The following is a 13397-nucleotide window of genomic DNA, read 5'->3' on the forward strand; positions in this document are numbered from 1 at the left end:
CCTCCACCACCTCCCCAACCGAAGCCGCACCCGACACCGAGGCCAACGCCGCCGCGACCGCACGAGCCGACCGCAGGTCCAGAGCAACCGACGTGCCCCGCACCCGGTGCCGCACCTCATGCGCGGCCAGGGTCAGAAGCTGGGGCAACAGATCCGCACACCGCCGCACCACCCACCCCGTCCCCGCCGTGGCCAGCCACCAGGCACTGGCCGACCGCGTGGGCGCCGCCTGCCCGGGCGCGAGGGACGGTGGCGGACCCACCTCGTGCCCCAGAGCCGAGAGCCGCGCGTGAAAACGGGCGGCCAGCGTCCGGTGACCGAGCTCACCGGGATGCAACCGATCCGCACTCCACATCGCCCGATCGGCCACCCACGCATCATCCGCCGCATGCAGATGCACCGCCCCGTATCGCTCCGACAGCGCGTGCACCACCGTGTTCACCGCCCGCTGCCGCCGCGCGAGCGGCCGGGCGAGCGCGCCCGGCAACCCGAGCATGGCACCGGGGTCGGGCAGACAAGCGGTCAGGAGCACCGCACCCCGCGCGGTGAACTCCCCGTAGACGGCGTCGAGTCGGGCCGCCACCGCATGGATGTCGAAGGTGCACCGCAGCGTGTCGTTGACGCCCACGACCACCGACACCACATCGGGCGCGAAGGCCAGCGCACCCGGCGCCTGACGCTCAAGGACGTCACGCGTCTGGGCCCCGCTGACCGCGAAGTTACGGAATTCCACGGGCTGTTCCGCCGAAGCGAGCGTCCGCGCCAGCAGCGCGGCCCACCCCCGCCACGTATCCCCGACGGGATCCCCCACGCCTTCGGTGAGCGAGTCCCCGAGCGCCGCGAAACGCAAGGCCCGGCTCACGACCGCACCTCCCGCACGGGGACCCCGGCAGGAGCCGACGCATCATGTGCCGCCAGAAAGGCGGCCACCGCCCGGTCCCACCCGAAGCACTCGGCCCGCGCACGAGCCGCACCGCGCCGCAGCCACTCGGGCCGGGCGAGCACCAGCTGGACGGCGTCCGCGAACGACTCCCCGTCGTCGAAGGCCACAGCCCCCGCCGACCCCAGTACCTCCGGCAGCGCGGACGAAGCACTCGCCACCACCGGCGTCCCGCACGCCAGCGCTTCCAGCGCGGCCAGCCCGAAGGTCTCGGCAGGACCGGGGGCCAGACACACATCGGCCGCGGCTTGCAGCGCGGCCAGTCGCCCCCGGTCCGCGACATGCCCGAGAAACGTCACCGGCAGCGCCCGCGCCCGCCGTTCGAGGCGCGCCCGCAGCGGCCCGTCCCCGGCCACGACCAGCCGTGCGCGCAGACCGCGCTCGCGCAGCACCCGTACCGCGTCGATCGCCGTCCCGGGCCGCTTCTCCACCGAGAGCCGCGAGCACAGCGCGAGGAGCACCTCGCTCTCGCCCGCGTACCGCGCCCGCAGCGCCGGGTCCCGCAGCCCGGGCCGGCAGCGGTCCAGATCCACACCGAGCGGCGCCCGGACGACATTGCGCGCCCTGATCCGTACGAACTCGCGCTCGGCCCACTCGGTGGTGCACACCACCCGCGAATAGGCGTGCGCACTGCGGCGGTTGAGACGGTCCGCGGCCCGTCGGGCGGCGGGCTCGGGCAGCCCCCAGGTGCGCAGCACCCCGTCCGCGGTCTCGTGCGAGACCATCACCGCGGGGACGCGGGCGCGCCGTGCCCACTCGCCGGTCCAGCGCAAAGTGGTGCGGTCACACACCTCAAGCCGGTCGGGCGCAAGTTGCTCCAGAAGTCCGGTCAGGCCGCGCCGGTCGGTCAGGACGCGATAGCCGCCGGTTCCGGGCAGCAGCGGACCGGGCAAGGTGATCACCCGCCCCTGCCGGGTCATCCGGTCCGAGGCGCTCCCTCCGGGCACGATGAGGACGGGCTCATGTCCCGCGGCCAGATACCCGGCACCCAACTCCCGTAGCGCGGTACGCAGTCCACCCGATGCAGGCGCCACGAAGTTCGCCATACGTACGATCCGCAGGCCGGCTGTCGCGCTCATGCGGCCACCGCCGTTCGCGCCCGCAGCACCTCGGCATAGTGGCCGAGCAGCTGATCGCCGACCGCCTCCCAGGTGCGCTCGCGGACCATGTCCCGCCCGTTCCGCCCGTACGCGGCCCTCCGTACGGGATCCGCCGCAAGGGACCACACCGCGTCCCGGAACGCGGCCGCGTCGCCCGGCGGCACCAGCAGCCCGGTGCGCCCGTGCGCCACCAGGTCGAGCGGGCCGCCCGCCGCGGGGGCGATCACCGGCACACCGCTGGCCATGGCCTCCTGCACGGTCTGGCAGAAGGTCTCGAACGGCCCGGTGTGCACGAAGAGGTCCAACGAGGCGAAGATCCGGGCGAGTTCACCGCCCGTACGCCTGCCGAGGAAGTGCGCGCCCGGCAGCATGTCGCGCAGCCTGTGCTCGCTGGGCCCGTCGCCGGTGACGAGGACGCTCACGCCGTCCATCCGGCAGACGCCGGCGAGCAGTTCGACCCGCTTCTCCGGCGCGAGGCGCCCCACGTATCCGACGAGCAGCTCGCCGTTCGGCGCGTACCTGCGGCGCACCTCCTCGTCCCGCAGCGCCGGGTCGAACCGTGCGGTGTCCACGCCGCGCGGCCACAGGGCGACTCTCGGCACCCCCTGTGCGACCAGGTCCCGCATCGCCGCACCGGACGGCGCGAGGGTCCGGTCGGCCGCCTTGTGCACGGCCCGGATCCGCCGCCACACGGCGGCTTCGCCCGCGCCCACGTACGTACGGGCGTAGCCGGCCAGATCGGTCTGGTAGACGGCGACGGCGGGAAGGCCGAGCCGGGACGCGGCCGCCATCCCCCGCACGCCGAGCACGAACGGGCTGGCCAGATGGACCAGTTCGGCCCGGTGGGAAGTCAGCGCCGCGGCGATACGCCTGCTCGGCAGGGCCACTCTGACCTGCGGGTAGCCGGGCAGCGGCAGGGAGGGCACACGCACCACGGGGCAGGGCGCGTCGATTTCGGGGGCGGGCGGTCCGTGAGCGGCGGCGGGTGCGACGACCACAGGTTCATGTCCGCGCCGTACAAGATGGAGCGCGGTCTGCAGGGCGCAGTGCGCCACGCCGTTGACGTCGGGGGGAAAGGATTCGGTGACGATGACGACACGCATACCCGTGTTGTCGTCGCCCGCGGCGTGGCCGCGTCAACGTGGATCTTTCCGGCGGGGGAACGTCCCGTAAGCGTTCCCCGCCGACTGACAGACCCTAGGCGTCGGGCCCGATCCGGCTGCGGACCACGGTCTCCATCTCGGTCTCCTCCGCCGGATCGGCGGCGAGCCGGCGCAGCTGCTCCACGACACGGCTGTCGGCGGTCTCGGCCCGCCGCGCGGCGAGCTCCCGCGTGGTCTCCTCGCAGTCCCACAGGCACTCCACCGCGAAGCCCGCGGCGAAGGAGGGATCGGTGGCGGCGAGCGCATTGGCGGCGCGCCCCCGCAGATGGGACGAGGCGGTCTCGCGATAGATATGGCGCAGCACCGGCGCGGCACACGCGATGCCGAGCCGTCCGGTGCCGTCCACCAGGGTCCACAAGGTCAGTGCGTCGGCCCCTTCGGACCGCACCGCTTCACGCAGAGCGCCGAGCACCAGCGCGGCGTCCTGGGCACCGCCCCTGCAGGCGAGCACCCGCCCGGCCGCGGCCCCGAGCGCATCGGGCCGCTCGGCCCAACGGCGGGCGCGCTCAAGGGCGTTGTCGTCGGTCATCCGCTCGAACGCGTCGACGGCGGCCTCGATCACGGTCCCCGAACCGTCGATCAGCGCGGCCTCGACCAGATCGAGTACGACGGGATCCTGCGCGTCGGCGAGGTAGCGCAACGCGGTGCTGCGCGCCCCGTCGGACCCTGATCGCGCCGCGGAAATGATCTCCGGCAGATCCTCGGGCCCGGCCACGGCGGTCAGGCACCGGGCGGCGGGCACATGACGTCCGGCGCCCCGCCCCATGGCCTCCTCGGCCCAGGCGAACACGGCGGCGACGCTCCAGCCGGGGCGTGGTCCGGCCGGCCTCATCTGCCGTTGCCACTGGTCGAAGGAACCGCGTTCACCGGCGGCGCGCACGCGGGCCCCGATGGACTCGCGCGGATCCTCGGCCCACAGCCGCCAGGGCCTCGGCTCGAAGGCGTCGCGCACGGCGGCCGACAGCTCGGTGTCCCCTTCCGCGGTCCGCGGGAAGCGGGCGAGCACGGGTTCGGCCAGGGCGCGCAGGCCCGAGTCGTCGTCGCGCAGGGCCAGTTCGTCCAGCGCCCAGGCCCAGTTGGAGCCCTCGGCGGCGTAGCGGCGCAGCAGCATCAGCGCGTCGTCACGCCCGTACGAGGCGAGATGGCCGAGCACGGAGAGGGCGAGACCGGTACGGGTCTCGTCGGAGTCGAGCACGTCCTCGGCGCAGAACAGGTGGAGCGCGATCTGCTCGAGCGACCCGTTCAGATCGAGGTAGAGCCGCGCGTAGTAAAGCGAGCGGTTCTCGACCTGCCAGTCGTGGCGGGGGTCGCTCAGCACGCAGTGGTTCAGGGCCGCGAGCGCTTCCTCGCGGGGGGCTGTGAGCGCGTGCAGCGTGCCGTCGCCGCGGCCTCGCTGGAGGAGGCCGAGCAGCGTGCCGCTGGGCGCTATGACCGTGTCGAACATGGAAGGAGCCTCACATCAAGCTGTCGACGCAACAGGGGGTGTCCGTGCACTACCTGCCCGCGCAACAACACGTGCGGCTGCCCGTCGTCATCTGCTTGCTGAAAGCCATCTTCCTCTGCCTCTCGGTCGGCGGCCCGGGGATGGGCCGGTCACGGTCCGCGTGCTGAGGCATCTGCCCAGCAATCGTGTCCGTGCATCACGACGTCATGATGGCCCAGCCCATCGGCTGGGTCGACCAGATTTCCGCTGACCCCCCGCATACCCCCGTGCGGCCCGGTATTACCCGGCGCCGAACAACTTGAGCAGGTCGGCCTTGCCGAACATCCGCGCCGTGTCCACCGCCGACGGCGTCCCCGCGGCCGGATCGGCGCCTCCCTCGAGCAGCACCTTGATCACGTCGTCCTCGCCCTTGAACACGGCACCCGCCAGCGGCGTCTGCCCCCGGTCGTTCGCCCGGTCCGCGTCCGCGCCACGCTCGAGCAGGGCGCGCACCGCGGCGGCATGCCCGTGATAGGCGGCGAGCATGACCAGGGAATCGCCGCGGTCGTTGGTGAGATTCACCGGCACACCGGCGTCCACATAGGCGGCAAGGGTCTCGGTCTCGCCCTGGCGCGCCAGATCGAAGATCTTCGTGGCGAGCTCCACGACCTCCGGATCGGGTGCTTCCGTCATCGGCCAGACCTTTCGCTGAGTGATCGGTGGGGAGAAAACCCCTGCGTACGCCCACGTCGGCCGTACGAGTGAATCGACAGCGTACTGCCCGTCACGGCACATGAGCGCCTCTGCCCGAGGCAAAGATCACCTCGGGTCTCCTTGCGGCCCGACACCCGCCCGGCCGGCTCAGCGGCATGCACCCATACGAGCGAAATTAGCGGAATTTCACCCGGTTGCACCTTTTGTCGTATGGATACATGCTGTGAGCCTGGAAGAACTCATGGTGACTGTCCCCTCTACCAGGAGAACTCTCATGATCCTGTCCATCTCGGGTGTCGTGCTGCTCGGCGTCATCGTCTTCCTTTTCTTCCGCAAGGACGGCCTCAAGGCTTCCCACGCGCTGGTCTGCGCGCTCTTCGGCTTCTATCTCGCGGGCACCGCCATCGCCCCGAGCATCAAGGCCGGCGGAGCGAGCCTGGCCAGCCTGCTGGGCGGCATCAAGTTCTGACGGCGCCTCGCGCGCTCAACCAACGGATCACAACTTCAGGAGTACGACGTGGCCAGGCGACCACTCCCGCGCATTCTGACCACCGGTTCCGCGTCCCTCACGCGGAGCAGGGAACTGGCCAGAACGGCAGCCGACAGCGCCACGGACGTGCTCCATCCGTTGATCACCATCACTCGGGGACTGCGCCGCCTCGCTTCCGCAGGGCGGCGCAAATGGACCGAGACCCCCAAGGACCGCCGCGGACCCGTCCTGTTCCTGGTGGCGTCCTGTCTCCTCGTCGTGGTCCTCGTCCCGTACGGACCGCTGCTCGCGCTGATCTCGCTGATGGCCGCGGCCGCATGGACCGGCCGCGACCGCACCCCGGTGCAGACCGGCCCCGACGAGAACCAGCTCCAGCGCCTGCACACGCTCTACGAGGCGCTGGTCCCGTATTTCTCGGTCCCCGAGGACCCGAGTCCGCTCTACTCGCACGGCGGCGAGTGGGACAAGGCGTTCACGGCCCATGAGTTCGACGAGAACGGGCGCATCAGCCGGCTCGTCCTGCGCTACCCCGCGTACTTCACCGATGGCGAGGCCTCGTCCCGGGCCCGTATCGAGCAGGTACTGCACGCGAAGTCGGGCCGCGGCCGCGAATACCACTTCGAGTGGGACGAAGAGGGCAACGAGCTCACCGTCCATGTGCTGCCGCCGCTGCCCACGGACATCGCCGCCCAGCGCTTCGTGACCACCCCCAGCGAGACGGTCCTCGGCTTCACCGACGAGACCGCCGTCCAGCGCACCCTCCCCGTCCTCGACGGCGGCGAGCAGCGTGACGTACCTCCGGTGGTCTGGCGCACCGGGCCCCGCTCGACCGAACCGCATCTGCTGATCGTCGGCCAGCCCGGCAGCGGCACCACGACCCTGATGCGCTCCCTCGCGCTGCAAGCTCTCCAGTACGGCGACGTCCTCATCGTCGAGGGCAGCGGCACCGGCGAGTACGCCTGTCTCACCGGACGCCGCGGCGTCCTCGGCGTCGAGTGCGGGCTCGCGGGCGCGGCGGCCTGCCTGGAGTGGGCCGCCCATGAGACGGAGCGCCGGCTGATCGCCGCGAACCGCGCCCGCCAGGCCGGCCACCCGGCGCCCGACGACACCCGCCGCCCGCTCTGGATCCTGCTCGACCGCCCCAGCGTCCTCGGACACCTGGCCGCGGCGGACGGCCGCGACGATCCGCAGGGGCTGCTCCAGGTCCCGCTGCGGCACGGTCGCGCGGCCAACGTCACGGTGGTCGTGGCCGACCAGTTCGACACGATGGACGCCCTCAGCGACCCCGTACGCCAGCACACCCGCGCCCGCGTGGTGCTCGGCGCGGCGCCGGCCGAGCAGATCGAAGCGGTGCTCGGCACCTCCCCGCACACCACGCCCACCCCGGACGTACCGGCGGGGCGCGGCTACGCCCGGATGGGCACGGGCCCGGTGCACCGCCTCCAGGTCCCGGCCACCCCGGACCCGTACGACGACGCGACCAGCGACACCCAGCGGCGCGCGGTGCTCGAGCTGCTGCCGGAGCGCGTCGCCACGGAGGACGACACGCTCAGCCCGTCCAACGCCTGACGGCGGCCTGATCCGAAAGTCTCGCTTCAGGCCACGAACGTGTGCGGCTGCTGCGCGCTGCCCCCGGCTCCGCCCTCGACGAGCCGGGCCGCGGCGGCCAGCCGCACGGCGGCCTCGTCCGCCAGCGCACCGCCCACGGTGAACGGCAGCCGTACGAAGCCCTCGAAGGCCCCGTCCACACCGAACCGCGGCCCCGACGGCACCCGCACACCGACCCGCTCCCCGACCTCGGCCAGGCGCGAGCCCGACAGGCCGCCGGCGCGCACCCAGAGCGTCAGACCGCCCTTCGGCACCTCGAACTCCCAGTCCGGCAGCTCCCGCCGCACCGCGGCCACGAGGGCGTCCCGGTTCTCCAGCGCCTGGGTGCGCCGCAGCGCGACGGCCTGCTCCCAGCCCCCGGTGCTCATGAGCCAGTTGACGGCCAGCTGCTCCACCACCGGCGTACCGAGATCGGCGTACGCGCGGGCCGCCACCAGACTGCGGATGACGTCGGGGGCCGCGCGCACCCAGCCGATCCGCATCCCGGCCCAGAACGCCTTGCTCGCCGACCCGACCGTGATCACGGATGAGCCCGCCGGATCGAAGGAACACACCGGGCGCGGCATCTCGAACCCGGGCTCGAGCCACAGCTCGCTCATCGTCTCGTCGACGACGAGCACGGTCCCCGCGGAACGTGCGGCGTCGACCAGGGCGCGCCGCTGATCGTCGTCCGGCAGCGCGCCCGTCGGATTGTGGAAGTCGGCCACCACATACGCGAGCCGGGGCGCCGACTCCCGCAGCACCTGGCGCCAGCGCTCCACGTCCCAGCCACTGAGCCCCTCCGCCATGGCGATCGGCACCAGACGCGCGCCGGCCTCGCGCATCAGCTGGAGGATGTTCGCGTACGAGGGCGACTCGACCGCGATCCGCTCCCCCCGGCCGGCGAAGAGATGGCAGATGGCGTCGATCGCGCCCATGGCGCCGGTGGTGACCATGATCTGCTCGGGCATGGTCGGGATGCCGCGCTCGGTGTACCGGTCCGCGATCATCTGCCGCAGCGCCGGCAGGCCGGCCGGGTAGTCGCCGTGCGTATGCGCGTACGGCGGAAGCTCCTCCAGCGCACCCTGCACCCCGCGCGTCAGCCACGGCTCGGGCGCGGGCAGGGCGGCGCAGCCGAGGTCGATCATCGAGCCGAGCGCCTCGGGCGGCAGGGGTTCGAGACCCCGTGCGGGGAGCGGGTTGCCGGCCGGTACGGCGGTCCAACTCCCCGCTCCCCTGCGGGACTCGAGGAACCCTTCGCTGCGCAGCGCCTCGTACGCGGCGGCCACGGTCGTACGGCTGACATTGAGCGACTGGGCCAGTTCCCGCTCGGCGGGCAGCCGCGCGGCGACCGGCACCCGCCCTTCCAGGACGAGGGTCCGCACGCCGTCCGCGAGTGCGCGATAGGCGGGCGGTCGGCGGGTGCCGGGGCCGGCCGGGCGCGCCTGCTGCGAGGTGATGAGGCGGGCGAGCTGCGTGGAGCCCACCGCCGAAGTCCACTGCGCCATAAAACCCAGTCCACCTTCCCCGAATTGGCCCTATCGGCCTTCTCTTGGCAAGCCACAGAGTGTCATGTGTCAGCCTGTTAAGGCCACAGCCCCTCGGGGTGCAGGCCACTAGAAGGCCAGTAGCCACACGGACACCGAGGGGGACACCTTGCAGCGCGGCACCCATCTGACCCGTCGCCTTGTTCAGCTCTACGCGGGTCTCACCCTGTACGGCGCGAGCTCGGCGCTTCTGCTGCGCTCCGGCCTGGGCCTGGAACCGTGGAACGTGCTGCACCAGGGCCTCGCCGAGAAGAGCGGTCTGACCATCGGCGTCGTATCGATCATCGTCGGCGCTCTGGTGCTGCTGCTGTGGATCCCGCTGAAGCAGCGGCCGGGGCTCGGCACGGTGTCCAACGTCTTCGTGGTCGGACTCGCCATGGACGGCACGCTCGCTCTCGTACCGGACGCCGAGGGGTGGACGCTGCGCGTGCTCGCGCTGTTCGGCGGCATCATCCTCAACGGCGTGGCCACCGGCCTCTACATCTCGGCCCGCTTCGGCCCCGGCCCGCGCGACGGCCTGATGACCGGCCTGAACCAGGCGACGGGGTGGTCGATCCGGCTCGCCCGCACCTGCATCGAGATCGCTGTGGTCGCCACCGGCTTCCTGCTCGGCGGCACGGTCGGCATCGGCACGGTCGCGTACGCACTGGCGATCGGCCCGCTCGCCCAGTTCTTCCTGCGCTTCTTCGCCATCCCGGGTCTGGAGACCGGCAGCCGGGTGGTCGCCGCCGCGCCACGCAGGCGCGCGATACTGCGACGGTGACGACCCCCGTACGCCATCCGTACCTCGACGCAGCCGTACCGCTCGCCTTCGCCCACCGGGGCGGGGCGGCGGACGGTCTGGAGAACACCGAGTCCGCGTTCCGCAGCGCGGTCGCGTCCGGCTACCGGTATCTCGAAACGGATGTGCACGCCACGGCCGACGGCCGGCTCGTCGCCTTCCACGACGCCACGCTCGACCGGGTCACCGACACCGGCGGCCGGATCGCCGACCTGCGCTGGTCGCAGGTGAACCAGGCACGCGTGGCCGGCACCGAGCCGGTCCCGCTCTTCGAGGACCTCCTCGAAGCCTTTCCCGAGGCACGCTGGAACGTGGACGTGAAGGCCGAGCCCGCGCTCGTGCCCCTGATCGATCTCATCCGGCGCACGAACACCTGGGACCGGATCTGCGTGGGTTCGTTCTCCGAGGCCCGGGTCGCCCGCGCCCAGCTCCTCGGCGGACCCCAGCTGGCCACCTCGCTCGGCGTCAACGGGGTGCTCGCACTGCGGCTGCGCTCCCTCGGCCTTCCGGCCCGCCTGCGCCGCTCGGCCGTCGCCGCCCAGGTGCCCGAGATCCAGTCCGGGATGCGCGTGGTCGACCACCGCTTCGTCCGCACCGCCCACGCGCTCGGCCTGCAGGTCCACGTATGGACCGTCAACGACCGGGCACGCATGGAGCGACTCCTGGACCTGGGAGTGGATGGCATCATGACCGATCACACGGGGACACTGATCGAGGTGCTCAAGGAGCGCGGGGCCTGGGCCTGAGCGCGACCTCGGCAGGCAAGCACGAGGGGGCGCGGTGGGCGCGGACACCGTCACGGAACGAAGCGACGGTGTTCGGCGCCGTCGCGAACAGCAGGGCTGGTACGTCTATGACTGGGCGTGCTCGGTCTACTCGACCAGCGTCCTCACGGTGTTCCTCGGTCCCTATCTGACGGAGATCGCGGAGTCCGCGGCGGACGCGGACGGTTTCGTCCACCCCTTCGGCATCCCGGTGCGGGCCGGCGCCTTCTTCCCGTACTCGGTATCGGCCTCGATCATCCTGGCGGCCCTGGTGATGCCCCTGGTCGGTGCGGCAGCCGACCGCACCGGACGCAAGAAGCCCTTCCTCGCGGCGGCCGCCTATCTGGGCGCGACGGCCACGGCGGCCATGTTCTTCCTCGACGGCGACCGCTATCTGCTCGGCGGACTGCTCCTCGTGGTCGCCAACGCCTCGCTCGCCGTGTCGATGTCGCTGTACAACGCGTACCTTCCGCAGATCTCCACCCCCGAGGAACGCGACGCCGTCTCCTCCCGCGGCTGGGCCTTCGGCTACGCCTCCGGCGCTCTGGTCCTGGTCCTCAACCTGATCCTGTTCACGGCGCATGACTCCTTCGGCGTCTCGGAGGCGACCGCCGTACGGATCTGCCTGGCCTCGGCGGGCGTGTGGTGGGGCGCGTTCACGCTCGTACCGCTCAGCAGGCTGCGTGACCGGCGCCGGGATCCGGCCGAGCGGGAGGCGGCGCTCGGCGGCTGGCGCCAACTGCGCGCCACCGTGCGCGATATGCGCCGCCACCCCCTGACCCTGACCTTCCTGCTCGCCTATCTCGTCTACAACGACGGCGTCCAGACGGTGATCTCCCAGGCCTCGGTCTACGGCTCGAAGGAGCTGGAGCTCGGCCAGTCCACCCTGATCGTCGCGGTGCTCCTGGTGCAGCTGCTCGCGGTGGCCGGTGCGCTGGGCATGGGCCGTCTGGCTCGGGTGTACGGGGCCAAGCGGACGATTCTCGCTTCCCTCGTCGCCTGGACCTTCATCATCGGCGCGGGCTACTTCCTGCCGGCCGGCGCACCCGCCTGGTTCTTCGTCCTGGCGGCGGGCATCGGCCTGGTCCTCGGGGGTACTCAGGCCCTGTCCAGGTCTCTGTTCTCGCATCTGGTGCCACGGGGCAAGGAGGCCGAGTACTTCTCGGCGTACGAACTGAGCGACCGCGGCGTCAGCTGGCTCGGTCCACTGATCTTCGGTCTGACCTATCAGGCGACGGGCAGCTACCGGGACGCGATCGTCTCGCTGGTGGTCTTCTTCGCCCTCGGATTCGTGCTCCTGGCCCGTGTTCCGGTGCGCCGCGCGGTCGAGGCCGCGGGTAATCCCGTCCCCGAGCGGATCTAAAGGAACGTAAAAAGCCCAGGAGTAACCCAGAAAGCGGGGGGCGGATTTAACACCGGGTGACAAAGGCCGGTAGTGTACGCCTTTGGCCTGCCAGGCGTACCGTTCCTTCACGCTAAAGAAACTCAAGCGTTGGGTGACATCTCATGCCAGATGTGACAAACCGGGCGAGGGTGGGTACAACAAGGGGCGGCTAAGACGGCGACGCGTGACCCGGAACGGGAATCTTTACCGCCGACCGGACGTTGACCGGATGACGACGACAGCGACACCTGTCCTGTGGGCGACAAGCCCGGGAGGCACGATTCATGAGTGAGCGAGCTCTTCGCGGCACGCGACTCGTAGTGACCAGCTATGAGACCGACCGCGGCATCGACCTGGCTCCGCGCCAGGCGGTGGAGTACGCATGCGACAACGGCCATCGATTTGAGATGCCGTTCTCGGTGGAAGCAGAGATCCCTGCGGAGTGGGAGTGCAAGGTCTGCGGGGCCCAGGCACTCCTGGTGGACGGCGACGGCCCTGAGGAAAAGAAGGCCAAGCCCGCGCGTACGCACTGGGACATGCTCATGGAGCGGCGTACACGGGAGGAGCTGGAGGAGGTCCTGGCCGAGCGCCTGGCCGTCCTGCGCTCCGGGGCGATGAACATCGCCGTACACCCGCGTGACAGCCGTAAGACGGCATAACCAAGCGGTACGTACACAGCAGCACCCGGACCGGGGGCGCGGACACGTGATGTGTCTGCGCCCCCGGTCCGGTTTTGTGTGTCCGGGCTCCGCGAAGCCGGGACTGCGAGCGCACGCATACGCGAACGGCCGGGAGCACACCCTGTGGGCGCGCACCCGGCCGGGCACGGACAAGCAGCCGGCTCAGGAGCCGATCGGCGGATACGACCCGTCGTCGCGCCGCGGACGCTGCTCACCGGGCATGTCCTCGCGGATCACCTCGCCCTGGACGACCTTGCCGTCCGGGCGGTGGATACGGGCCTGCTGGAAGGCGTTCTCGAAGCTGCCGGGGCCCGCATCGGCCAGACGCTTCTCGAAGGACTTCTCCGCCCGCTTGGCGACGGCCTTGCGGACCGGCGGCAGCAGACAGACCAGGCCGATCACGTCGGACAGCAGCCCGGGCATGATGAGCAGCAGTCCGCCGAGCATGGTCAGACCGTTGCCGCGGCTCTGCTGACCTTGCGGCGCGGTCACGGGCTCACCGGCGGCCGCGGCGGTCTGGGCCTGCTGCAGGGTCTCGGTCAGATTGCGGAAGGCCCGGCGGCCCGCCCGCTTGATCACCACCGCGCCGAGCACGACGCCGGCCAGGAGCAGCAGGAAGACCACGAAGCCGCTGGTCGCCGAGGCGACCTGCATCAGCAGCCAGATCTCGAGGACCAGCCAGGCGGCGATCCCGAGCGGCAGAAACCGGCGCACCGTCGAACGGCCGGCAGGGCGGCCGGCGGGGCGTGCTGTCTGAGGCGTCGTCATGCCTCCAGTGTGCCGTCTGCCGCGTCCGTACGGCGTAAGGGCGAGATCAACGCGCT

13 protein-coding genes are annotated in these 13397 nt (G+C 71.6%); 6 read left to right on the forward strand and 7 right to left on the reverse strand.

Annotated features, from left to right (window positions below; genetic code table 11):
- The 5 genes from G6045_RS22465 to G6045_RS22485 all read right to left on the reverse strand — a co-directional run.
- Positions 1–862, reverse strand: an 862-nt coding sequence (locus G6045_RS22465; protein WP_328707865.1) for an SGNH/GDSL hydrolase family protein, incomplete at its 3' end; no start/stop codon positions are given.
- Positions 859–2019: a glycosyltransferase gene (locus tag G6045_RS22470; protein ID WP_165333852.1), complete on the reverse strand. Its 1161-nt coding sequence runs from the start codon at positions 2017–2019 to the stop codon at positions 859–861. The genes G6045_RS22470 and G6045_RS22465, both read right to left, overlap by 4 nt.
- Positions 2016–3143 carry a glycosyltransferase family 4 protein gene (locus tag G6045_RS22475; protein WP_165333853.1) on the reverse strand — a complete coding sequence of 376 codons (1128 nt, stop codon included), beginning with the start codon at positions 3141–3143 and terminating at the stop codon, positions 2016–2018. The genes G6045_RS22470 and G6045_RS22475 overlap by 4 nt, the downstream gene beginning before the upstream one ends.
- A 94-nt stretch (positions 3144–3237) precedes the next feature.
- A complete protein-coding gene (locus G6045_RS22480; protein ID WP_165333854.1) occupies positions 3238–4647 on the reverse strand; it encodes a HEAT repeat domain-containing protein in 1410 nt (469 codons plus the stop codon).
- A gap of 279 nt (positions 4648–4926) precedes the next feature.
- Entirely contained in the window at positions 4927–5319 is a 393-nt protein-coding gene (locus G6045_RS22485) for an ankyrin repeat domain-containing protein (RefSeq protein ID WP_165333855.1), read from the reverse strand.
- A 295-nt stretch (positions 5320–5614) separates the two neighbouring features.
- Here G6045_RS22485 and G6045_RS22490 point away from each other — a divergent pair, with 295 nt between their 5' ends.
- A complete protein-coding gene (locus G6045_RS22490) occupies positions 5615–5809 on the forward strand; it encodes a hypothetical protein (protein ID WP_030360399.1) in 195 nt (64 codons plus the stop codon).
- Between the two features lie 48 nt (positions 5810–5857).
- A complete protein-coding gene (locus tag G6045_RS22495) occupies positions 5858–7399 on the forward strand; it encodes an ATP-binding protein (RefSeq protein ID WP_165333856.1) in 1542 nt (513 codons plus the stop codon).
- Positions 7400–7425: 26 nt separating this feature from the next.
- On the opposite strand, the gene G6045_RS22500 is transcribed toward G6045_RS22495, so the two are convergent.
- Positions 7426–8925 (reverse strand): SCO1417 family PLP biosynthesis transcription factor, encoded by a 1500-nt coding sequence (locus G6045_RS22500; RefSeq protein WP_165333857.1) that lies wholly within the window; start codon positions 8923–8925, stop codon positions 7426–7428.
- Between the two features lie 148 nt (positions 8926–9073).
- Here G6045_RS22500 and yczE point away from each other — a divergent pair, with 148 nt between their 5' ends.
- From yczE to G6045_RS22520, 4 genes are all read left to right on the forward strand, one after another.
- Positions 9074–9727: a membrane protein YczE gene (gene yczE, locus G6045_RS22505; RefSeq protein WP_165333858.1), complete on the forward strand. Its 654-nt coding sequence runs from the start codon at positions 9074–9076 to the stop codon at positions 9725–9727.
- The gene (locus tag G6045_RS22510; protein WP_165333859.1) at positions 9724–10491 is read left to right on the forward strand and encodes a glycerophosphodiester phosphodiesterase; all 768 of its coding nucleotides are present in this window, start codon (positions 9724–9726) and stop codon (positions 10489–10491) included. Before yczE ends, G6045_RS22510 begins: the two co-directional genes overlap by 4 nt.
- Before the next feature lie 34 nt (positions 10492–10525).
- Positions 10526–11872 (forward strand): MFS transporter, encoded by a 1347-nt coding sequence (locus tag G6045_RS22515; RefSeq protein ID WP_165333860.1) that lies wholly within the window; start codon positions 10526–10528, stop codon positions 11870–11872.
- A 305-nt stretch (positions 11873–12177) separates the two neighbouring features.
- Positions 12178–12552, forward strand: a complete 375-nt coding sequence (locus tag G6045_RS22520) for an RNA polymerase-binding protein RbpA (RefSeq protein ID WP_165333861.1) — start codon at positions 12178–12180, stop codon at positions 12550–12552.
- Between the two features lie 183 nt (positions 12553–12735).
- Here the strand turns inward: G6045_RS22520 and fxsA are convergent, their stop codons facing one another.
- Positions 12736–13341 (reverse strand): FxsA family membrane protein, encoded by a 606-nt coding sequence (gene fxsA / locus G6045_RS22525; protein WP_165333862.1) that lies wholly within the window; start codon positions 13339–13341, stop codon positions 12736–12738.
- Positions 13342–13397 lie beyond the last annotated feature (56 nt).

It is taken from the genome of Streptomyces mesophilus (assembly GCF_011044995.1).
Taxonomy (GTDB): domain Bacteria; phylum Actinomycetota; class Actinomycetes; order Streptomycetales; family Streptomycetaceae; genus Streptomyces; species Streptomyces mesophilus.